The organism is Roseibium aquae, assembly GCF_008711285.1.
GTDB classification, from domain to species: domain Bacteria; phylum Pseudomonadota; class Alphaproteobacteria; order Rhizobiales; family Stappiaceae; genus Roseibium; species Roseibium aquae.
The window spans coordinates 1-22,652 of sequence record NZ_VXDC01000012.1; the positions used below are offsets into that span (position 1 = coordinate 1).

Here is a 22,652-nt window from a genome sequence, read left to right on the forward strand (position 1 = left end):
TTCATCGATCCGGATCACGTTGCTCATCTCTTTGCCGTCGTCGTCATCAGTCATGCCATGCTCCCTTCAATCAGAATAAAGGGAACCGTACCAACCTGAAAATGTGCGAAAAATTTTGTACGTTATCTGAGCGCCCCGGGTGCGCGAGGCAAATCTTCCAAGACGCGAATTCCGGGAGGCAATCCAACGGAAAAAGCCCCGGCGACACCCCGGGGCTTTGTTATGGTCTCGATCTCCCGTCCGGGACGGGCGACTGCCCGCAGATCTAGAGCATTTCTCGTGAAAGCTGAATCACTTGAAATGCTCTATGTTCCTGTTTTTACGCAATTTCGCAAGCGTAAAAGTCTCCACCTTTTACTGAAATTGCTCTAGGCTGCCTCCATTTCCACGGCGAAGCAGGCGGCCCGGCCGGTCGCAGTCGCATAATCGTCGGGTGTTTCGATCTTGCACCGGTCCATGGCCCGCGGGCAACGCGGATGGAAAGCGCAGCCCGGTGGCGGACTGATAGGATTGGGGATCTCACCCTCGACCGGATTGCGCCGGCGGCCGGACATGGCCAGATCCGGCACCGCATCCAGGAGCATCTTCGTGTAGGGATGCTGGGGCGCGCGGAACAGGGTCTTGCCTTCCGCGACCTCGACCAGACGCCCAAGATACAGAACACCGATGCGCGTGGCCATATGGCGCACAACGGACAGGTCGTGGCTGATGAACAGATAGGTCAGCCCCAACTCGTCCTGCAGATCGCGCATGAGGTTGAGGATCTGGGCCTGCACGGAAACGTCGAGCGCCGAGGTCGGCTCGTCACAGACGATGAACTCAGGCTTCGACGACAGGGCCCGGGCGATCGCGATCCGCTGACGCTGGCCGCCGGAAAACTCATGCGGATATTTTTCCGCGTCCTTGGCCGAAAGGCCCACCGTGTCGAGCAGTTTCCCCACCTGGTTCGCCGCTTCAGCGCCCTTGGCCAGCCCGAAGGTGTGGATCGGCTCGGCGATGATATCCCCCACCCGCCAGCGCGGATTGAGGCTCGCGAACGGGTCTTGAAAAATCATCTGGAAGCGGCGGCGGATGGTCCGCATCGCCACGCCGGTCGTTCCCGTGATCGGCTGGCCGTCGAACAGGATTGTCCCCGAAGAGACAGGCAGCAACCCGACGACCATTTTCGCAATGGTCGACTTGCCGGATCCAGATTCGCCCACCAGTGCGAAGGTCTCGCCGCGCTTGATCTCGAAGTTCACTTCAGCAACGGCGGTGAGAAGCTGTTTTTCCTCGCGTTCGATCACGCGGTTCAGCCAGGGTTTGGAAACATCGAAGCGGCGCCAAAGCCCTTCGACGCGGACCAACGCATCAGACATGTGCGCTCTCCTTTTCATAGAGCCAGCAGGCCACTTGCCGGTTGTCCGGACGCTCGATCGGATCCGGACGGTCGACATGGCACTTGGCAAATGCTTCGCCGCAGCGCGGATTGAACGCACAGCCTGTGGGAATAGCGGTCAGCCGCGGCATCGATCCGGGGATTTGCACCAGCCGGTCCTCATCGTGGCTGAGCGTGGGGATCGACCCCATCAGGCCCTTGGTATAGGGGTGCTCGGCCTTCGTGATCACATCGTGGACCGGGCCGATCTCCGCCAAACGGCCAGCGTAGAGAACGGCGACGCGGTCCGCAGTCTCGGCAATCACGCCCATGTCATGCGTGATCAGCATGACGGACGCGCCCCGCTCCATGCAAATCTCCTTGATCAGGTCGATGATCTGCGCCTGCACGGACACATCGAGCGCCGTGGTCGGCTCATCGGCGATCACCAGTTCCGGCTCCGCCGCCAGAGCAAGCGCGATCACCACGCGCTGGCGCATCCCGCCGGAGAAATGGTGCGGATAATCGTCGATCCGCCGGCGGGCGGCGGGAATACCGACCCGGTCGAGCAGAGCAATGGCGCGCTCCCGGGCTTCCTTCCGGGACACTGGAAGGTGCGTCAGGATCGTTTCGGTCAATTGTTGGGATACCGTGTAGAGCGGATTGAGGCTCGTCAACGGGTCCTGGAAGACCATCCCGATCCGCTTGCCCCGGATCCGCCGCATGGCTTCGCGGGTCAGATGATCGATCCGTTCGCCGCGCAGGCGGATCTCGCCGCCGGCAATGCGGCCCGGCGGCTCAAGCAATCCGATGATGGCCGCGCCGGTCAAGGATTTGCCGGCGCCGGACTCACCCACCACGCCGAGCACTTCGCCCGGATGGATGTCGAAGGAGACCTTGTTGATGGCGGTCAGGGTGCCGCGCCGGGTCGGAAACTCGACGACCAGGTCGCGGACGGACAAAAGAGGCTCTGCCATGGCCTACCTCAAACGCGGGTTGAGCGCATCGCGCAGCCAGTCACCCAGAAGGTTGACCGAAAGCGCCAGCGCCAGAAGGGCGACGGACGGGAAGAGCAGGATCCACCACTCTCCGGAGAACAGGAAGCCCTGGCCAATGCGGATCAAGGTTCCGAGCGAGGGTTGTGTGGGCGGTACTCCGACACCCAGGAACGAAAGCGTCGCCTCGGCGATGATGGCCAGCGCCAGGTGAATCGTGGCGATCACAAGCACGGGACCGAGAACATTCGGCAGGATATGGGACACGACAATCCGTGTCGGATGCACGCCGATCACGCGGGCGGCCTGCACATATTCCTTGTTCTTCTCCACCATGGCGGAGCCGCGCACAACACGGGCGAAAGGCACCCAGTCCGACAGGCCAATCGACACGATCAACACCCAGATGGCAAGATCCTCGCGCATGTCCTGCGGGATGAATCCCCGCGCCACACCGAAGATGAGCAGGGCGATCAGGATCGAGGGAAAGGACATCTGCACATCGGCAATCCGCATCAGCAGGCTGTCCACCCAGCCGCCGCGCCAGCCGGCGATCAGGCCGAGCGTGATACCCATGACCATGGCGAAGACGACGGCGGCAAAGCCCACGAACAACGAAATGCGCGCCCCGTACAAAATGGCGGACAGGATATCGCGCCCCTGATCATCGGTCCCGAGAATGAACGTGTTGCCTGTGAACGCGTTCGGCGTCCCAGGGGGTGTGAAACCGTCCATCAGGTTCAAGGTGGCCGGATTAAAGGGCTCATGCGGCGCGATCCAGGGCGCCAACACGGCGGATAGAATAATCGTCAGCGCCACGATGGCGGCCACCATGGCGACCGGTGAATGGCGGAACGAATAGGCGACATCGCTGTCCCAGGCACGGGCGAAGCGGTTCATTTCAATTCTCCCTGAAGCGCGGCCGTGGCCGCCGCGCGGGCGGCTGTCCGGCACGAACGGGACACAAAGCGGAAAAAGGCGAATGGGACACGGCTGATCAACATGGCGTCATCCCATCAATGGCCGGGCGCCGCGCGGTCGACGCGCAACCGCGGATCGACGACATAGTAAAGGAGGTCAACGATCAGATTGATCACCACGAATATGAAGGAGATGAGCAGCAGGTATGCGGCCATGACCGGCACGTCCACAAACTGAACCGAATTGATGAACAAGGCACCAACCCCCGGCCACTGGAAGACCGTCTCCGTGATGATCGCGAAAGCGATGATCGAGCCCATCTGGAGACCGGCGATCGTGATCACGGGAACCAGGGTGTTTTTCAAGGCATGGCCGAAATTGATGGCGCGGTTGCTCAGGCCCCTTGCACGCGCGAACTTGATGTAATCGGTGCGCAGGACTTCGAGCATCTCGGAGCGGACCAGGCGCATGATCAGCGTCATCTGATAAAGGCCAAGGGTAATGACCGGAAGCACCAGGGACGCGCGGCCGGATTCGGTCAAAAATCCGGTTGTCCACGATCCGAGATCCACCGTCTCGCCCCGGCCAAAACTTGGCAGCCACTGGAGTTCAACGGCAAAGACCCAGATCAACAAGACACCGATCAGGAATGTGGGAAGCGAGACGCCGATGAGCGACACCGCCATGATGGAGTTCGATCCCACGCCGCGCCGGTTCAACGCGGTATAGACCCCGAGGCCCACCCCCACGATGAAGGCGACAATCCCGGAAATCAGTGCCAGTTCCAGCGTCGCGGGCAAGCGTGACAAGATCAGTTCCATGACGGGCTGTTGCAAGCGGTAGGACAAGCCGAAATCGCCGGTCACGGCCCGGGATAAGAAATCCCAAAACTGAACGACAATCGGATCGTTCAGGCCCAGGCGCTCGCGCAATTCGGCGCGGTCCTGAAGAGTGGCCTCCTGCCCCAGCATCGTCGCGACCGGATCGCCGACATAGCGGAACAGGGAAAAAGAAACCAATGCGACGACCAGCATCACCAGGATGGACTGGACGATGCGGCGCAAGATGAAGGCGATCATTTAAAGACCCCGGAAATGCGCCGGAGGCCCTTGCAAGCAAGGGCCTCCGGATTTGTTCTGTTTTTGATTATTCGAAGACAACGTCCGTCATTTTCGGAGTGTTTTCCGGGTGCACGTCAAGTTTCACGCCTTCGCGGGTCGCGTAGGCCAGAAGCTGGTTATGCACCGGCAGAAGCACGCGGTCCGCCTGGAGCTGAGCCCAGATCTGACCGATCATTTCGTTGCGCTTCTCAAGATCGACTTCCGTTGCGATGGCTTGCATCATTTCGTCAAGTTCAGGGTTGGAATAGCGCGAACCGTTCCAGCCGCCGAGCGTGCCGTTGTCCGTGTGGACCAGGAAGTTGAAGATGTAGGAGCTGTCGAAGGTCGGAACGCCCCACCCGAGAAGGTAGAAGTCGGTCGTCCGGTTCGAGATCAGCGGGAAGTGCAAGCTGCGCGACTGCGACACCAGATTGGCGTTGATGCCGATGCGGCCCAGCATCCCGACATATGCCTGACAGATCGCTTCGTCGTTCAAGTAGCGGTCGTTCGGGCAGTTCAGATCGACCGAGAACCCGTCCGGATATCCGGCTTCCGCGAGCAAGGCCTTGGCCTTGTCCACATCAGGCAACTCATACTTGTCGAGTTCTTCGGTCCAACCGTTCACGAAGGGCGGCATGGCCACACCCGTCGGAAGGGATTGGCCGCGCATCACGACTTTCATGATGGCATCGCGGTCCAGGGCAAGGGCCATGGCTTCGCGAACTTCCGGCTTCTTGAACGGGTTGTCGTCGACATTGGCCGAAATCAGCTTGTCCGAACCCATGTCGTAGGCAAAGAAGATCACCCGGTTTTCCGGGCCGGTCGTGACATTGATGCCCGCTGTGTTCTGGAGACGGGCGATGTCCTGCACGGGCACATCCTGGACCAGGTCCACCTCGCCGGACAGAAGCGCTGCGACACGGGTCGCCTCTTCCTTGATCGGCGTGTAGATGATTTCCGTCACTTGCGGCTTCTCGTCCCAGTGACCGTCGAAGTGTTGCATGACGGTCCGGACCTCAGGGTCGCGGGAAATCAGCTTGTAAGGCCCGGTGCCGTTGGTGTTCCGGGTCGAGAACTTTTCTTCGCCGGCGTCATAGTTTTGCGGCGCCACGACATCGTTGGCCTCGGACCAGCCCTTGTCCATGATGAAGAAGTTGGTCAGGTTGTTCGGGTAAAGCGGCGACGGGCCGTCCATCTTGATGTGAACGGTATAGTCGTCGATTGCCTCGGCACCCACGACATTGGCGTGCAGGCCCTTGAAGTCGGACGCTTCATGACGCACGCGTTCAACGGAGAACACGACGTCTTCGGCGGTCAGGTCTTCACCGCCGTGAAACTTCACACCTTCACGCAGCTTGAACACCCAGACGGTCGGATCGTCCGGATGAATGGACCATTCGGTTGCGAGGCGCGGCTCAAGCGTTCCGTCAACTTCACGATCTACCAGCGTCTCGTAAATGTGATGCATAACGGCCGTTGTCGGGCCCTCGTTTTGCGAATGCGGGTCAAGCGTCAGGGCGTCGCCAACGCGGGCCCAACGGATCGTTTCGGCGCTGGCGGGCGCAAGCGCGAAAGCCAGTGCCGCGCTGGCAACGAGCGCGCTGGTCGTGCGCCGCGTCGTCGCGGACCGCAGAAAATCAAACCCCATGAATCACTCCTTCCATTATTATGCCTGGTTCCGGCCCAATGGCGCGCAACCGAACACCTCTGTTCCCCTCGTGGGCTTTTGGAGGAATTTTTTTCCTCTCTTGCGGAGCCATCCTCACGCGATGCCCCGCGTCCCAGTTTAGGTGGACCCACTTATGAAAAACAACGGAGCATCCTGCAACGTTTAATGATGATTTTTGGCGGGAGAATTCCGCTCCAAGGCCATCGCGCCGGAAAATGCCGTAGCGTCGCAATGAATTTCCGTCGTTTTCAGGCCTTCCGCGGAACACGAAAAAACCATCGGCCGATCTGTTCCCGTCGAGGCAAACCAAATGGCAAAACAACCCGGAATATATTTATTCCCGGAATGCACGCGTTTTCACAAGAGATAGGTCAGGAGCACAGACATTGTCGGACACGGCACTCTGGCGAAAAAAAACCGCGCGGACCGGCACGGCTTTGATCCGCTCTAAACCGATCGGGGCCAACTCCTGCGTGAAAACGGGTTGGCCAGCCGTCTCCGGGCGAAGGCTCCATACCGGCGGCCAAGTTGGCCGGAAAAGCGGCCAACGGGCAGATTGCCATCGTTCTGCCGGGGGAGCTTCAGTCCGCATGCTCCCATCCGGCCCTGTCGATCCCTCCGGACCACAATCAGAAGCGGGGTCTCACGCTGTGGTGAACAAGCCCGCATAGGTCGCCCGGAGAATGTTTTTCTGGACCTTGCCCATCGTGTTGCGCGGCAGCGCATCGACCACGATCAACTTTTTCGGGAGCTTGAACTTGGCGAGGGAAGCGGCCGTTTTTGCCAAGACCGAATCCAGATCCGGCGCTTCGCCCGGTTTGGCGACCAGAAGCCCGACGACGGTTTCACCAAAATCGGGATGCGGCACGCCGATCACGGCGCTTTCCACGACCCCGGGCTGTTCATCGAGGATCAGTTCGATCTCCTTGGGATAGATATTGTAGCCGCCGGAAATAATCAGATCCTTGTTCCGCCCGACAATATGGACGTAACCGTCGGCATCGATCCTCCCAAGGTCCCCGGTGATGAAAAAGCCGTCCCCGCGCAGCTCTTCCGCGGTTTTTTCGGGCATGCGCCAGTAGCCTTTGAAGACATTCGGACCGCGCACCTCAATCTGCCCCACCTCCCCTTCCGGGACCATATCGCCCGTCTCGGCATTGGTGACTTTGAGGTCAACACCCGGCAGCGGGAACCCCACCGTCCCCGCCCGCCGCTCACCCTCATAGGGGTTTGAGGTGTTCATGTTGGTCTCCGTCATCCCGTAGCGTTCAAGGATGCGGTGGCCGGTGCGCCGCTCGAATTGCCGGTGGCTTTCGGCCAGAAGCGGCGCGCTGCCGGAGACGAATAGGCGCATGTGCCGGGTGAGCTCCCCCGTGAAACGATCATCGTCCAGCAAGCGGGTGTAGAATGTCGGCACGCCCATCATGCTGGTCGCGTCCGCAAGCGCGCCGATCACCGCGTCGGTGTCGAACTTCGGCAGGAAAATCATCGCACCGCCGGCCAGAAGCATCACGTTGGTCGCGACGAACAGGCCATGGGTGTGAAAGATCGGCAGCGCGTGCACCAGCACGTCGTTCGCCGTGAACCGCCAGTGATCGACCAGCGTTTGGGCATTGGACAAGAGATTGTTCTGGGTCAACATCGCCCCCTTCGAGCGCCCAGTTGTCCCGGATGTGTAAAGCAGCGCGGCCAGATCCTCACCGGACCGGGCCACCGTCCCGAACGTAAAGGGTTTGGAGGCCGCCTTGTTCATCAAGGTTCCGGTCCCCTCGCCCGACAGCGTTTCGACATTGGCTCCCAAACCCGCCGCGAGCGGTTCGAGAGTGGCTGACCGCGCCGGGTCGCAGACCACGCAGGCCGCCCCGCTGTTCTCGATGAAGTAGCTCATCTCGCCGGCGGTGTAGGCTGTGTTGAGCGGCAGGAAAATAACGCCGGCCTGAACACAGGCTGCGTAAAGGGCAAGGGCCTCCGGCGACTTCTCGATTTGCGCCGCCAACCGGTCGCCCGGCTGGAGGCCGGCATCGACCAGGACATGGGCAAACCGCGCGGCCTGTCTCAAAAACGCATCGTAGGTCAGGATGGCACCATCCGCCTGTCTCAGAAACGGTGTTTCCTTGCCCGTGTGACGCCCGAACAAGCGATCATACATGGGGTTCGTCATTGGAAGGACCCTTCAAGGATTGGTCACGGCATCAGCCGCGAATTTGGCAAAGGCGCATGGGCGCGTTACGGATGACGCGGAAAGGTGCCAGATCCGCCGTGATTCTGGAAATGGCTTCGGCCCTTGCCTCAAATGGCCATCAGGGAGTCGCCCTTGAAGTGCGTGAGGCGCGTGAAAGACACGGCAGACGGGGCTGCGGCCGAGGTTGCCGCCCCGGAGCCCGCTTTGCGCCGGGGCACGCGGTCGCGACGGGAAAGTCCTGCTCTTTGTTCTGAATTTCCCGTTCCCGACCTGGGCTTCAAGGCGTTATGGTTTCATCATGGGCGGTAAAGGCGGCGCCAGACAACAGATCGCACACGCCCCAACTTCGGGAGGAACCATGAAGCGTACAACCTATTTAGTCGGCCTTGCCGGCGGCATCGCCCTCGCCCTCGGGGCCGGACTGGCCCAGGCGCAGGAACATACGTTCAAACTCCACCATTTCCTGAGCGCCAAAGCGCCGGCGCACACACAGATGCTCGAACCCTGGGCCCGCGCCGTCGAGGAAAACTCCGGCGGCAAGGTCAAGATCGAAATCTTTCCGTCGATGACGCTTGGCGGGCGCCCGCCGGAGCTGATCCAGCAAGCCCGCGATGGCGTTGTGGATCTGGTCTGGACGGTGAACGGTTACACACCGGGCCTGTTTCCGCGCACGGAAGTATTCGAACTTCCGACCGTCTTCAAGAACGATCCGGCGGCAGCGAATCTGGCCGCCTATGACCTGTTCGAGAGCGACTTGAAAGAGGACTACAAGGGCGTGGAAGTCATGTTTCTCCATGTCCACGCGGGCAACGGAATGCAAATGCGCGAGACCGAAGTGCGCAGTGCCGCCGATCTTGCCGGCAAGAAGATGCGCATTCCGACGCGGACCGGGGCCTGGGTAATCGAGGCCCTCGGCGCGATCCCGGTCGCCATGCCCGTGCCCGAACTGCCGACCGCCTTGCAGAAAGGGGTTGTCGACGGTGCCTTCATTCCATGGGAAATCATTCCTCCGCTGCGCATCCAGGAACAGACGCAATTCCAGATCGAAGGCGCGAATGAGGAGCGTTTCGGCACCGCCACATTCCAGGTCTCAATGAATCAGGCGCGCTGGGATGCACTTCCCGAGGACATCAAACAGGCGTTCCGCGATGCCTCCGACCGCGAATGGCTGGCCAAGGTGGGCGCGATCTGGCGCGGCACGGACGACTTCGGCATCAAGATGGCGGTCGACAGCGGCAACACCCATGTTGTTCTGTCCGGGGACGAGACCGCCGCCTTTCGCGCGGCGCTTGCCCCGGTGGTCGACCGGTGGGTCGAGGACGTGTCGTCCAAGGGCATCGACGGCGCGGCGCTGGTCGACAAGGCCCGGCAACTGATCGCCACCAATGCCGGAGCCAATTGAGTGCCGTCCATCGTTCGCGATTGGAACCTGACCACGGGCCGCGCCGGATTTCCCGGCGCGGTTGCCTTAGCGGCAACGCTTTGGGCGCTTCTGGGCGGGCTTGTCCTGCTTGCCGTGGTGGCCATGAACGTGGCCTCCGTCATCGGCGGCATCGTCTGGGTTCCGTTTCCCGGCGATTTCGAGATGACCCAGATCGGCGTCGCCGTCGCCGCCTTCAGCTTCCTGCCCTACACACAGATCACAGGCGGCAACGTGACGGCCGACATTTTCACCTCCGGCGCCGGTGTGCGCACTCGGGCAGCCCTGACCTGCCTTGCTTCCTTGGTGGCGTTCGGCTTCGCACTCGTCCTGCTGTGGCGTATGTATGCCGGCATGCTGGACCAAAAAGCCTACTCGTATACGACCACCATCCTTCAGTTTCCGATCTGGCTAGCCTTCCTGCCCATCCTGATCTCGCTCGCCCTGCTCGCCCTGGCCGCATTCGTGTCGTTCACGGAAGACATGCGCCGCGCCGTCACACCGCCGAAGGTTCGGGAGAACTGAATTCATGGCCGATCCTGTCTTCATGGGACTGGCCTCGCTTGCCGTCCTTGTCCTCCTGATCGCGATCCGCATGCCCATCGCCTATGCCATGATCCTGGTTGGCGGTATCGGGATCGCCATCGTCAATGGGCCCGCGCTCGTACTTAGCCAGCTCAAGACCTTGGCCTATGGACAGTTCTCGATCTACGATCTGTCCGTCGTCCCGATGTTTATCCTGATGGGCGCGCTCGCCTCGCGGGCCGGGCTGAGCCAGGCGTTGTTCCGCGCGGCCAACGCATGGCTCGGCTGGATGCGCGGCGGCACCGCCATGGCGGCCATTGCCGGATGCGCAGGATTTGGCGCCGTCTGCGGATCATCGCTTGCCACCGCCTCGACCATGGGGCGTGTCGCCCTTCCCGAATTGAAACGCTACCGCTATTCAGGTGCTCTTGCGACCGGATCCCTGGCCGCCGGCGGCGTGCTCGGCATTCTCATTCCGCCCTCCGTGGTTCTGGTGGTCTACGCCATCATTGTCGAAGCCAACATAGTCACCATGTTCGCAGCGGCGCTCCTGCCCGGCTTGCTCGCCGTGGTGTTTTTCATGCTGACGATCGCGATCTATGTGGCGCTCAACCCGGATGCGGGACCCAAGCACGACGGGGTGGCAAGAGCGGAGTTCCGGGCGGCGACAATCGGCATCCTTCCGGTTGTTGCCATTTTCGGAACGGTTCTCGGAGGAATCTATGCCGGCTTTTACAATCCCACGCCCGCGGCGGCGGTCGGCGTCGCCCTGGTCGGCCTTTACGGGGCCATTACCCGTCAGATCCGGATCGGCGATCTTGTCGATTCCCTGAAAGAGACCGCCGGCACAACGGGCATGATCTACCTGATCCTGCTAGGCGCGGAACTGATGAAGATCTACATGAGCCGCATCGGTTTGCCCCAGGAAACCGCGGCATGGATCATCGGCACGGGCATGGAGCCGATGATGGTTCTGATGCTCTTGCTGCTGGGCCTGATCCTGCTCGGGTGCCTGATGGACAGTTTGAGCATGATCCTTCTTGTCATCCCGTTCTTCTGGCCTGTTCTGGTCGACCTGAACGGCGGGCTCTACGCGGGCGCCGAGGGCTCCGGGTTCGGCATGTCGACCGAGGATCTCAAAATCTGGTTCGGCATCCTGGCCCTGATCGTTGTGGAACTGGGGCTGATCACGCCTCCGGTGGGAATGAATGTCTTCGTTATCTCAGCCCTCGCCAAAGACACACCGATGATCGAGACCTTCAAGGGTGTGGCCCCGTTCTTCCTGGCCGAACTGATCCGGGTCGCAACCCTGTTCTCCTTCCCCGTCCTTGTCCTTTGGCTGCCCAAGCTGCTGTCCGGCTAGCGGATTAGAGATCGATTTCGATGACGCCACCGGGATCCGCCGCGCGGCTCTGACACAAGATCAGAGCGGTCTCGCGCTGTTTGTTGGACAGCACGAAGTCGCGATGTTCAACCGCGCCGGCAAGAACCCCGCATTTGCATACGCCGCAGATCCCATCCGCGCATTTCACGTCGACCCGAACACCGGCCTCGTTCAGGACATCCGCCGCGGTCCGGTCCGCCGGGACGGCGATTTCCCGTCCATCCCGGAGTTTCAGGACAAACTCATGGTTCTGGTACTCCGGCTGCTCGGGCACCGAGAAATACTCAAGGTGCCGGGCCTCATCGGGGAAACCGGCCGCCTCCGCCGCGTCCATCACCGCCGCCATGTAGCGGTCGGGTCCGCATGTATAGACATGCCAGCCGGACTGATAGCGCCGCATGAGGCGCTGAAGATCCACGCGGCTTCCCTCTTGCGACAGATGGAGCCGCACGCGCGCCGCCCAGGGCGCGGACTCCAGTTCCTGCTGAAATGCGGCATCGGCACGCGACTTCGCCGAATAATGCAGCTCGAATTCGCGCCCCAGAGCATGCAGCCGGTTGGCAAAGGCAATCATCGGCGTGATGCCGATCCCCCCGCCCATCAGAAGGCTCATCCCGGCGCCTTCCGTAAGCTCGAAATGATTGATGGGTTTGGAGATAAAGATCTTGCGCACTTCGCTGAAGATCCGGTGCATGAGCTGCGAGCCGCCCCGGCCCTCATCCTCGCGCAAGACACCGATCACATACCGGCTGCGGTCGGCCGGGTCGCCGCACAGCGAGTATTGCCGCAGATATTCCGGGGCCACGACGATGTCGATATGGGCTCCCGCCGTCCAGGCCGGCAGGTCGGTACCATCCAGGCTGCTCAGCTCATACCGGATGATGCAAGACCCGATCTTGTCAGCTTTCGAGACGACCACCTGCATCACCGGCGCATCCCCCGGCAGGGCATAGCTGTGCAGATGGTCCGTCTCCCCGCGGGCGAGTTTGAGCTTGTACTCCCTGGCCGTCACCATCGCCTGATAGGCTTCGATCCCCGCTTCCCGGTCCATCGGGAAAGGATAGGGCCATGGGTGGGGGGCAAGCGGCGCCGGATAGACGGCCAGCGTCTGATCTTCGTATTTGAGCTTCAGATCCTTTTGAAGATCGCGCCGGTTCACCGGATGGCGGGTCGGCCGATAGGCTCCGTCCTCCTGAAGCTCGATGTCCCACCACCATTTCTTGACCGGATTGAGCCCGCCCTTGCCGGCAAGGTCGTCCAGTTTCGCCAGCACCGGAGCGGCGGAGGGAATGTTGGACGCGGCCCAGCGGAAGGGCGCTTCGGCGAACAGGCCTTCGAGGTTCCAAGGGCAGGTCTTCATGCAACGCCCGCACATCGCTCCGCCCGGCGTTGTGATCCGGTAGGTGGCGCATTTCTGGCTGTCCGATTTCCAGATCTCATAGCCGTTGAACATCAGCTTCGGCCCGGCGGTGATTGCCCCTGAGGGGCATTCGCGCGCGCATTTGTTGCAGGTTTCGCAGAACCTTTGCAGGCCGAAATCGATCGGTTTGTCGTGGGCCAGCGGCATGTCCGTCGTCACCACCCCCGACTTCAGCCGCGGTCCCAGAAACGGGTTGAGGATCACCTCCCCGATGCGGCTGACCTCGCCAAGTCCAGACAGCAGCAACAGCGGCGGCTGTAGCACCTCCCCGTCCAGAACCGTGTGCGCCTTGGCCCTGTAGCCAAGATTGCGGATCTGTTTGGCGATCACGCCGCCGAGCAGCGAGAACCTCAAGTAAGCGCGCATGGATTGGGCCACGGAGATCCAGTCGTCGCCCGACGCGCCCTCCATGGTCTCGAAGCCCTGGTCGATGATCATGGAGATCGCCTGATCGTGCGGCGGGTCGATCGGCGCGCCCGCCGCATCGTGCGAATACCAGGTCCACTCGGGGCAGCGCGAAATCCCAACCGCGTCGACACCCAGGAAATAACAGGCCGCCTTGATGTTCTGCGCGTTTTGCAAAGGATCGGAGGGCCGCTCCGCAAACTTGTCCGGTTCTCCATCCTGCAACAGAACGAACGCGCCAAGCGCGCGGCGCTGCGCGAAACTGGGCGCGGACTTGCGCGCATAATGCCCGCCCTTGGCCCCGTCCTGCACCGCCTTGCCCATGTCGCCGAATTGCGCGCGGGCGAACATGTCCGCCCGTTTCGGAACACGGGCCACCCGCGCTTCATCGATATAGGTGGTTGGCGCGTCGACCCGCTTCAGCGTCTCGAAGGGATGCGGGCCATCAGCGAAGCGGCGTTTTCTGAAAGGGTCGCGATTGAACGCCGATTTCTGAAAGCCATTGCCCAGCCACCAGGCCGGACCGAATGCCTTGAAATAAGGCTGTTCGGCCATCGGTGCCAACGGCAGATCGGGCGCAACCTCCAATGTGCAGGTGATGGCCGCCAATCCAAAGGACGGCCCGATATAGGGCGCGGTCAGGCGCCCCTCCTCCACGGTTGCCAGACCGCTGGCCACCGCCAGCTTGCCGAGATCGACATCGGAGGCTGACACCGAGTGCGACTTCGCGTCAAACCCCAGCAGGCGTATGTAGTTGGCCAGAACGGCGGCCGTTTCGTTGGCCCGCAAGCCTGCCCGCTGCGCCAGTGCATCGACCAGCCACTCGGTGCCCGGCTCGTCCCTTTCCGGCGCGCGCGGGTTCTCGTAGAGGAACACGATCGCATGGGTATGCCCATCGATGGTGGTCGGTGGTGCCTCCATGCTCTCCTTGAGGTCCGCCATGATCACGTCGATACCTGAGGCCAGCGTCTTGGTCTGCCGCGTCCTGAGCGCGTGGGCCAGCCGTGGGATATCCGGATTGGCGATCGGGGTTTCCAGGATCGCCCCTCCTGGCAACCGGCACATGCCCACCATCGAGGCATCGGAAAAATAGCCGAACGCTTTCAGATGATTGGCCCGCTCGGCAGGATCCGCCGGGATCTCCGCAACGGCCTTGTTGACCAGACCATCCCGGATGGCGTCCATCATGGCCTGATACTCGGCCATGGCATTGACCAGGCTTTCCGGCATGTCCGGACGCCGGAATGACACCGGCATCATTTTCGGCACCCCTGCAAGGTCGGCCCGGCCGGACATCCGCTTGAGGCGCTCGGTCGGATACGGCCCCATATGAACCGGCCGGTTCCTGTCCGAAAACAACTTTCCCCCCAAGGCCATCCCTCCCTCCGATTTGGTTTCAATTGAAACTATCTGGGAAGATTGCGCAAATCAATTCCCCGCATCCATCAGACACACCGGTCGCCAGCCTCTTGCCAAACCGCATGCCGCGCCGCCACACTGCCGCGATCCAAAGGGAGGCGGTCATGAGGTATCTGCTAAGCGTTCTGGCACTCATTACCGGATTTGCCTGGTCCAACGAGGTCAGGGCTGACGACTTGCCGGTGGATGTCGAGCTGATGCTCGCCGTGGATGTGTCCTATTCCATGTCCGCCGGCGAACAGGAAATTCAACGCCAAGGCTATGCTGCGGCTTTGCGGGATCCGGACGTCTTCGCCGCCATTCAGACCGGCTATCACCAACGGGTCGCCCTCACCTATATCGAATGGTCCGGCGTCTCGGCCCAAAGAACCGTTGTGCCGTGGACCCTCATCGATACGCCTGATGATCTGGCGGCGTTCGCCGCCGCACTCACCACCAGTCCACCGGTGATCTTGCGGCGCACATCCATATCCGCCTTGCTCGACTACGCGCCGGGTTCCTTCGCAGTGAACGGCTTTGTCGGAGAACGGCGGGTGATCGACGTGTCCGGGGACGGGCCGAACAACATCGGCGGCCCGATCGAGGCCGCCCGCGATGCCCTTGTGGCAAGCGGGTTCGTGATCAACGGCTTGCCGCTCATGACACGGGAAGGCGCCGGCCAGCGGTTCCATCTGGACGACCTCGATCTCTACTATGCCGAATGCGTCATCGGCGGTCCGCTTTCCTTTTCCATACCCGTGCGGACCTGGCAGGAGTTCCCATCGGCGGTGCGGCGCAAACTGGTGCTTGAACTTGCCGGCCACGTCCCGCCGGATCTGGCCGTTACCCCGACCGCATGGTCAGGCGTGCGGGAGAAAGGATATGACTGCCTGATCGGGGAAAAGATCTGGGAGCAGTTTTACCGGCCGGATCAGGTTCTCCCTTAAACCACGCGATCCACCGATAATCGCTCGCGATATAATCGCGCGACTTCCGATCGCCTTTACGCCTTATCCGTGACAGAAGCTTTTCGCGTTTTTGGTCCATGCGCCAAAACCGGAGGCCACCATGTTCTCGATGACCTTGCAGACATAGCGCTTTTGCGCCGGGTCGTTGTCCGGTCCGGCGTGATATCGGGCCACCGCCATGGTCCAGGAGCCCTGCCGGGCTTTCAAGTCCTTGAGAAACCTGGCCGCGTATTCGACATTGGCCCCCGGCTCGAGCATGTGATCGACCGACCGGAATTCCTGTCCGTGCCAATAGTGGTTGATCTGCATACACCCGATGTCGATCAGCTTCTTGCCCTGTTGCTTGGCCGCGAGGACGTCGGCCCTGGCGGCCGCGCGGGTGGGCGGAAAGACGGATTTGCCTTCAATGTTCAGCGCATGCGGATAGAGCTGTTTCCCGCGGCCGGTCTCGGTCAGCCCCACCGCGTAAAGAACCCCCAGCGGCACGTTGTATTTGCGGGCAGCCGCCGCCATCTCGCGCTCACAGACATTCTCAAACCCCGCCCAAGCCGGCTGCGCGACTGTCAGCGAAACGCTAGAGATAAATCCCGTCAACATGGCTGCCAGAAGCGGCTTGTTTCGTCTCGGACGGATTCCGGTCATCGGGCACCAACCCCTCGTCAACACCAAATCTGTCATCGTGCTGCCGGTCATGCCGGTCCTGACCGCCGCCAGATCCGGCTTGATCAAAACCCGGATGCCCCGGCTGGGTTCCGGCGCCCTGGTTCGGCGCAGATTGTGATTGACCTGCATTGCCCGAGGCTTGCGGCGCGAAAAGCGGCCGGTCGTCCGCAGCCGTCTGAATGGTGATTGTTTCCGCCTTGTGTCCGGTGACCCGCAGCATCTGGTCAAGGAGACCCCGATCCTGTTTTAACAATTCAGCCGTTTGCGGGTTGCTCGCCTTCAATGTCACCGCAACGGCGTTGTCGACCATCTTCAAGGTGACCTTGACCGTGCCCAGTTCGATCGGCGTCAACTGAATTTCGAGGGTCTTCAAGACCGGCCCTTCCGGTCTTGCGAAGGCACTCGTGCCTGTCCGCAGACCGGCGGCGACCTCATTCAACGCCCCGACGAGGCTCTGGCCAACCTGCTGCACCGGGGACAGCCGCATGGAAGGGGCGAAATGGGTCTCCTGCTTTAGAACCTTCAACGAACCAGGTTCGATCCTCGCAAAGGTGTCCAGCTTGCGCGCGTCGTTCAAAAGCGGATCGCCAATGCGTTGCGGCTCCGTACCGAATTGGGCAAACAGACTGCTGGTTCCCTGCTGGCCATTGCCCAATCCGCCCTGCGGCGCGGCAACAGACCCATTCGCGGTCTTTGGTCCGGACGTCACCTGTGTCAGGGCAAGACCACTGGACAGATATGACTGAAGCTTTTGCTGACCTGCACGATGCTGAAGCACCGGCATCTCGGGCGATCCGGCCGTTCTTGAGCCTTCGACGACCTTCGACACGATGTTCAAGGCACCGGACAGGGTTTCAATGCCGAAGCGCGCCGGATTGGCTGCAGCTGCGTCCTGCCCTTCGGCGCGGGCCGCGTCTTCCTTGCTGTCTCGCACGGCCGGCCCCTCGCGCGGGTCAGGCCTTGCCGCGCTGCCCGGCTCCCGCGCGGCCCTGCCGTCCGCGCCGCCGCCGTCCCGTGCCTGACCGTCGACCGCCCCCTTGCCGCGGCCGGAAAGATTGCCCAACAGATCCGTGAATTGTTTGGCGGCGTCCTTCGCCCCCTCGCCGCTGGCAGCTTCGGAGCTCCCTCTACCCAGTTTGGTTTCCGCGAGCTTCGCCGTTTGCATGGATCCCTGAATTCCAGTGCTCATCGTTCAACCCTCCACCCGCTTCAGCAATTCCGCCGTTCTGTCCAAGAGATCCTGCGCCCGGCGCATGGAGGTGAGTTCCCAGGACGGATCCTCCGGTGCCGGGAGGGTTTCGGGAACGGAGAACTCTCCGATCACATTCGCGGGTGGGTCGGGGAAATGTCTGATTCTGTTCGTGAGTTCCATGACCGCATCGGCCAATTCCCGATCCTCGCGGTTCAGGCGCCGGGGGTCGATCGACCACAAGATGTCGCGGCGCTCGGTCATGCGTTCGGGGTCAATGATGCTGGCCGCCTGGTAGAGCCGGAGCGTCATTTCGGCGAGCGATCCTTCGACCGTGATCGGGTCCGCGCGCTCGGTGGCTTCCCGGGAGATGTCGAGATGACCGCCCAGAACGGCCGTCCTTGCAAGGCGCAGATAAAGCGCCCGGCGGGTGTCCTGGTCGAATTCCGCGAGCAGCCCCTCCAGCAGGGAAAACCGCTCCAGGTTTTCGGCAAATCCGAGCGCATCGATGGCAATCGCGAACCGGCGGCGGAAATCGCTTGCGAACATCGAATTCCGGTAGCGCCGAAGGTATCTCAGCGACAAGGATTGAAACCGCTCGACTTCACCAACGGTCCCCGCAACGAAAATCTCGCGGCGAAGCGCCGCCTCTTCGATCAGGCTTCCGGGCATCAGCAATCGCGCCTGCCCCAAATAGGTCAAAGCCTCGCGCGGCTCAGATTGAATGAGGCCTGTCGCCTTGACCAGGGCGATGTGGCCGCCGAGGCTGGGCGGCAGTTCCATCGGATCGACATCGACCAGAAGGTCGTTCAGATCGCTTCCCCGCCCTTCCACATATGCCAGGGCGGCAAGCATCAAACGCGGATCCACGGCAGGGGCCGGATCATAGCGCAAAAGCTGGCGCATGACGTCCGGATGGCCGCCGCTGAGGAGGTGGATCACGGCCGCGCGGGCATTGCGCGGTTCCTGCCAGACCTCGGGCCGCGCGTCCATGAAGGCGCCATCCATTTGGATCAGCAGCGCCCGCTGCGCGGAATGAGCTTGGCTGTTTCCTTCGGCGACCTGCGATTGCAGCGTTTGCAATGTGCGGATCATCTCGAAAGGTTGGTGCTCGGGCATCTGCTGGGCCGCCACTTGCCCGATCACAGCACCTGCCAGCCAGATCAGCATCACGAGCAAAAGGGACAAGCGTTCCAGCGGGCGGCCAAGCCAAACCAGCGACGGGATCATCCGCGGGTCTCCTTCATGAGTATTTCAATGCGCCGGTTAACCGCCGCATAGGGATCATCCGGGTTCTTCAGATCCCGGTCGGCGTATCCTTCAACCCGGACAAATCGATCCGTGGGAACACCGCCGCGCGAGAGCATGTAAAGAGCCATATGGGCGCGGGCCGAAGACAGACGCCAATTGTCGTAGTCCCGCGACCGGAACGGACGGGCATCCGTGTGACCCTTGACGATGATGTCTCCCGGCCGTTGGGCGATCACCTGCCCCAGTCTTTCCAGCAACGCGACCAGTTCCGGGCGCGGCTCGGCCGACCCCACGGCGAACATCCCGAAATTCTGATCGTCGGTCAGGCTGATTAGCGCCGTGCCATCGGCCCCTTGCGTGACTTGGATCCGCCCCGCCGTTTCCGCCAGGGTGGTGCCGCCGGCCGCGGTGAGCTGCGCCCGAAGTTCGGCGACAAGATCCGACCCCGGCCGCGTGCCTGGATCCACACTCGCGGGTTTGTCCCGAGGTGGCATCCGTGCCGCCGGGACACCGGACACCGGCTGGTCCGGGGCGTTGGCGCGCGGCGCCAACGGGGCCGCATTCGAAGACTGTGCTCCGTTCTGCGCAGGTTGCGGGGGTTGATCGCCGGCCACCTGCATCGGCGCCATTTGGCTTTGCGAATCCGCTTCGCCCTCCAGCGCCGCCAGAAATTCACGCGCTGTTTCGGAAATCGGTTCGCCGGCCGCATCGGTCAGTGCCCGGCGGTCGCCCACAACGCCCTCCGGTACCAGGAGACCGGGCAGCGCGTAGGGACCCTCGGATTGGGTGATCCCGCGCGGATCCGCAGGTCCTGTCCCGGCCTCGCCCATTCCGGTTTCCGTTCCATCCGAAAGTTGCATGGCATCGGCAGCCGGTTTGCCGTCGATGTCGCGGCTGGGAACCAATTGCCAATACAAGGGATCGAAGGGATCGCGATAGGCTTGGCCGCCGCGGGCACCGGCCTGCTTTTCAAGACCGGACCCGATCCCCTCGGGGCTGCTTTCACCCTCCTCGGCGATCTGGACCATCTTCGCCAGGGTGTCGAGCACGGCGTAAGGGTCGGTGAACAGTCGGCTTTCGGAATAGCGCGGACTGAACTCGCCGGACGTTTGACCAGTCCTCTTCTGCGCGCCATCCTCGGCCGCCTCGTTCGTGGACCCTTCCTCCCCCGGAGGAGAGCCAGTCATGCCTTTTTCGTTTTCCGCGCCGTCTTGCGTGCTGGTACCGCCCTCGTTGGTCACGCCGCTGACGAAGGGATCATGCAAGCCCTTCTGGCTCGAGGCGGTTGAGGCGAGCTTAACGGGGTTGAAGTACTGCGCGACGCCCTGGCGGACGCTGTCATCGGTGACATTGATCAGCCACATCACAAGAAAGAACGCCATGAGCGCGGTCATGAAATCCGCATGCGCGATCTTCCAAACTCCGGCCGATTTGCGGTCATCCTCCCAGGCGGGCTTGCGGCGGACAATGATGATTTCTTGGGGCATTGGATGGAGCATCACCGGGTCTCCCGGGCGGATTGGAGGTGCATCTGCCAATCGGACAGACGGGTCGAAATCACGGTATCGTCGAGGCAAGCCGTCAGTTCCGTGCGCGCCGCCACTTCGAGTTGGACGCGCCCTGCGTCCGCGCCGAGACTGGCTTCCAAACGCTCGAGCAGGGATTGCGGACCGGAAATCTTCAAGGCCCGTCCTTCCTCCCCGCTCCACACCTGCCGCAACGCTTCCTCGAATCCGGCAACGACATGAGCGACGAGCGCATCGTCGAGCAAGGGATCGAGGCATCGGGCCACGGACGCCGACAGTTTCATCTCCAGAGCCGCAAAGGCGGCCTCCAGATCGGCGCTCACCTTGGCGGCCAGGTCGTCCTCAAACGAAATCCGGAAGGTTTCCATCTCCGCATCCGCGGCCCGTTTCAACCGCATGCGTTCGGTTTCAAACGCGTCTTTGAGCTCCTCGCCCGCATCCAGACGCCCGCGCTGATAGGCTTCGGCAAGCTGGTCTTCCAGGGACAGTTCCGGCTCGGGCGCCGGCGCCAGGGGTTCGAATTCGGCCACGTCGGATTGACCATACGTCGGATCGACGACGTCCACTTGAGACAGCACCGGGATGACGGCGGCAATTCCAGAAGGCATCACACACGCTCCGCATCATAAAGCCATTGGCGCAAGATCGCGGCCGACTGCTCCTCGTTGTATTCGAGGATCGCCTCCAGCTTCTTGAGCGGTGACTGGTTGATCCGGGTCGTCAGTTCTTGAAGCAGATCGGCATGGTTGGGGGGGGCCAGGAGATCCTGGGCCGAGAACACGGCCTCGGGCACCTCGCTGCCATCGCCCAGCAATGGCGTTTCCGACATCTCGGCGGAGGCCGCCGCCGTCTTGACCTGCGGGACGAGCGCCGCAACGGCCGGACGCAGGCCGAACCACACCACCAGCATGGCCACAGCAAGAATGGCGGCCGCGTTGATGAGATTGCCGGACTGGCGCAGAAGATACTCGCTGACGGAGAGCGGTGGAACCGGTTCCATGTTGCGCCCGCCATCCACAAAATCGACGACGGCAACCTTCACGTTGTCGCCGCGTTCGGCGTCGAGACCGGCCGCGGATGCCGCGAGCTCGCGGATCACCGTCAGTTGTTCCTCCACTGCGGTTTCATCGGGATTGCCACCAAGCGAGTCATGCAACCGCGCCCGGTCGATCAGAACCGCCACGGACAGCCGCTCGACGCGGTATCCCTCCTGGTTGGTCTCGATCAGTTTGGACGAGATTTCATAGTTGACGGTTTCTTCGCGGCGCTGGTTTTCCTCGCTCGACCGTTCGCCGTTTTCCGCCGGAACGTCTTCCTCCGGAAGGTTCTGTTCCACGGTGACCGGCGCTTCCGTGCTGGTGTTCTGGGCGTTCTCGCTCTCGCGGATGGTGCGCACGGACCGTTCGATCCGGGAATCGGGATCGAAGATGGTTTCGGCGATACGTGTCCGGTCCGTGTTGAGTTCGGCGGCCACGCTGACCTGGAAATGGTCAAGACCCAGATAGGGCGTCAACGTCTTGCGGATATTCTCCTGAACCCGTTGCGAGACGGCGCTTTCCAGCGATGCCAACTGACCGGCCGTTGCATTGGCCGGATCCTTGCCGCTGGCAAGCAAGCCCCCGGAGGTGTCCAACACGGTCACCTGGTCGGAGTCCATGCCCGGGACGGCCGCCGCCACCAGGTGCCGGATCGCATCCGCCGTGCGAATGTCGTCCGGCATTTCCGACCGGATGACAACCGAGGCCGAAGGCGGTTGCTGGTCCCTCCGGAACGATCCCTTTTCCGGCAGCACGATGTGAACGCGGGCCGCGCGCACGCCCTGCATCAACTGGATCGTGCGCGCCAGTTCACCCTCGAGCGCCCGCACGCGCGTGACTTCCTGCATGAAGGATGTCAGCCCCAGGGATCCCAGTTCATCGAAAAGCTCGTAGCCGCTGCCGGCTCCGCGGGGCAGGCCTTTTTCCGCCAGCAGCATGCGGGCCCGGGAGCCCATGGCGTGGCTGACCATGATGGCCGTGCCATCGGCATTGACATCGTAGGGAACGCCCGCATCCTGGAGCGCGGCGCCCATGCGGGTGACGTCGTTGCCTTCCAGCCCGGTGTAAAGAACCGTTTGCTCGGGCCGGCTGAGATAATACGCACCCACCCCAACGGTTGCGATGGTTGCAATCCCGATCAAGGCCAGAGCGATCAGGCGCTTGACCCCCAGCTCCAGCAGATTTGCCCATAGTTTTTCGGCTTGTTCGCGGCCCGGCATTCCTTACCCCTTAAAACAGCGT

17 protein-coding genes are annotated in these 22,652 nt (G+C 62.1%); 4 read left to right on the top strand and 13 right to left on the bottom strand.

Features of this window, described 5'->3' with window-relative positions; all coding sequences use genetic code 11:
• Window positions 1-368: 368 nt before the first annotated feature.
• From F0184_RS17175 to F0184_RS17200, 6 genes are all read right to left on the bottom strand, one after another.
• The gene (locus F0184_RS17175) at window positions 369-1,358 is read right to left on the bottom strand and encodes an ABC transporter ATP-binding protein (RefSeq protein ID WP_150497445.1); all 990 of its coding nucleotides are present in this window, start codon (window positions 1,356-1,358) and stop codon (window positions 369-371) included.
• On the bottom strand, window positions 1,351-2,334 hold the full coding sequence (locus F0184_RS17180; RefSeq protein ID WP_150497446.1) for an ABC transporter ATP-binding protein: 984 nt from the start codon (window positions 2,332-2,334) through the stop codon (window positions 1,351-1,353). The genes F0184_RS17175 and F0184_RS17180 overlap by 8 nt, the downstream gene beginning before the upstream one ends.
• 3 nt (window positions 2,335-2,337) lie before the next feature.
• Window positions 2,338-3,252, bottom strand: a complete 915-nt coding sequence (locus F0184_RS17185) for an ABC transporter permease (protein ID WP_150497447.1) — start codon at window positions 3,250-3,252, stop codon at window positions 2,338-2,340.
• A 116-nt stretch (window positions 3,253-3,368) separates the two neighbouring features.
• The gene (locus F0184_RS17190) at window positions 3,369-4,352 is read right to left on the bottom strand and encodes an ABC transporter permease (RefSeq protein ID WP_150497448.1); all 984 of its coding nucleotides are present in this window, start codon (window positions 4,350-4,352) and stop codon (window positions 3,369-3,371) included.
• Window positions 4,353-4,419: 67 nt separating this feature from the next.
• Window positions 4,420-6,021, bottom strand: coding sequence for an ABC transporter substrate-binding protein (locus tag F0184_RS17195; protein WP_150497449.1), 1,602 nt, complete (start codon window positions 6,019-6,021; stop codon window positions 4,420-4,422).
• A 664-nt stretch (window positions 6,022-6,685) separates the two neighbouring features.
• The gene (locus F0184_RS17200) at window positions 6,686-8,203 is read right to left on the bottom strand and encodes a malonate--CoA ligase (protein ID WP_150497450.1); all 1,518 of its coding nucleotides are present in this window, start codon (window positions 8,201-8,203) and stop codon (window positions 6,686-6,688) included.
• Window positions 8,204-8,582: 379 nt separating this feature from the next.
• Between F0184_RS17200 and F0184_RS17205 the strand changes: the two genes are divergently transcribed.
• From F0184_RS17205 to F0184_RS17215, 3 genes are read left to right on the top strand one after another with little or no spacing between them, the layout of a single operon-like run.
• Window positions 8,583-9,626, top strand: coding sequence for a TRAP transporter substrate-binding protein (locus F0184_RS17205; RefSeq protein WP_150497451.1), 1,044 nt, complete (start codon window positions 8,583-8,585; stop codon window positions 9,624-9,626).
• Window positions 9,627-10,169: a TRAP transporter small permease gene (locus F0184_RS17210; RefSeq protein WP_244299298.1), complete on the top strand. Its 543-nt coding sequence runs from the start codon at window positions 9,627-9,629 to the stop codon at window positions 10,167-10,169.
• 4 nt (window positions 10,170-10,173) lie between these two features.
• Window positions 10,174-11,532: a TRAP transporter large permease gene (locus F0184_RS17215; protein WP_150497452.1), complete on the top strand. Its 1,359-nt coding sequence runs from the start codon at window positions 10,174-10,176 to the stop codon at window positions 11,530-11,532.
• Window positions 11,533-11,536: 4 nt separating this feature from the next.
• Here the strand turns inward: F0184_RS17215 and F0184_RS17220 are convergent, their stop codons facing one another.
• The gene (locus F0184_RS17220) at window positions 11,537-14,755 is read right to left on the bottom strand and encodes a 2Fe-2S iron-sulfur cluster-binding protein (protein ID WP_208998539.1); all 3,219 of its coding nucleotides are present in this window, start codon (window positions 14,753-14,755) and stop codon (window positions 11,537-11,539) included.
• A gap of 146 nt (window positions 14,756-14,901) precedes the next feature.
• Between F0184_RS17220 and F0184_RS17225 the strand changes: the two genes are divergently transcribed.
• On the top strand, window positions 14,902-15,723 hold the full coding sequence (locus tag F0184_RS17225) for a DUF1194 domain-containing protein (protein ID WP_150497453.1): 822 nt from the start codon (window positions 14,902-14,904) through the stop codon (window positions 15,721-15,723).
• 63 nt (window positions 15,724-15,786) lie between these two features.
• On the opposite strand, the gene F0184_RS17230 is transcribed toward F0184_RS17225, so the two are convergent.
• Genes F0184_RS17230 through fliF form a run of 6 tightly spaced genes read right to left on the bottom strand, consistent with a single transcriptional unit; the run spans window position 15,787 to window position 22,630 of the window.
• Window positions 15,787-16,386: a transglycosylase SLT domain-containing protein gene (locus F0184_RS17230; RefSeq protein ID WP_208998540.1), complete on the bottom strand. Its 600-nt coding sequence runs from the start codon at window positions 16,384-16,386 to the stop codon at window positions 15,787-15,789.
• Window positions 16,319-17,596, bottom strand: coding sequence for a flagellar hook-length control protein FliK (gene fliK / locus F0184_RS17235; RefSeq protein ID WP_150497454.1), 1,278 nt, complete (start codon window positions 17,594-17,596; stop codon window positions 16,319-16,321). The genes F0184_RS17230 and fliK overlap by 68 nt, the downstream gene beginning before the upstream one ends.
• A 3-nt stretch (window positions 17,597-17,599) precedes the next feature.
• Window positions 17,600-18,826, bottom strand: coding sequence for a chemotaxis protein (locus F0184_RS17240; RefSeq protein ID WP_150497455.1), 1,227 nt, complete (start codon window positions 18,824-18,826; stop codon window positions 17,600-17,602).
• Window positions 18,823-20,346 (bottom strand): MotB family protein, encoded by a 1,524-nt coding sequence (locus tag F0184_RS17245; protein WP_208998541.1) that lies wholly within the window; start codon window positions 20,344-20,346, stop codon window positions 18,823-18,825. The genes F0184_RS17240 and F0184_RS17245 overlap by 4 nt, the downstream gene beginning before the upstream one ends.
• Window positions 20,346-20,981, bottom strand: a complete 636-nt coding sequence (locus F0184_RS17250) for a hypothetical protein (RefSeq protein WP_150497456.1) — start codon at window positions 20,979-20,981, stop codon at window positions 20,346-20,348. The genes F0184_RS17245 and F0184_RS17250 overlap by 1 nt, the downstream gene beginning before the upstream one ends.
• The gene (gene fliF, locus F0184_RS17255) at window positions 20,981-22,630 is read right to left on the bottom strand and encodes a flagellar basal-body MS-ring/collar protein FliF (protein ID WP_150497457.1); all 1,650 of its coding nucleotides are present in this window, start codon (window positions 22,628-22,630) and stop codon (window positions 20,981-20,983) included. Before fliF ends, F0184_RS17250 begins: the two co-directional genes overlap by 1 nt.
• Window positions 22,631-22,652 lie beyond the last annotated feature (22 nt).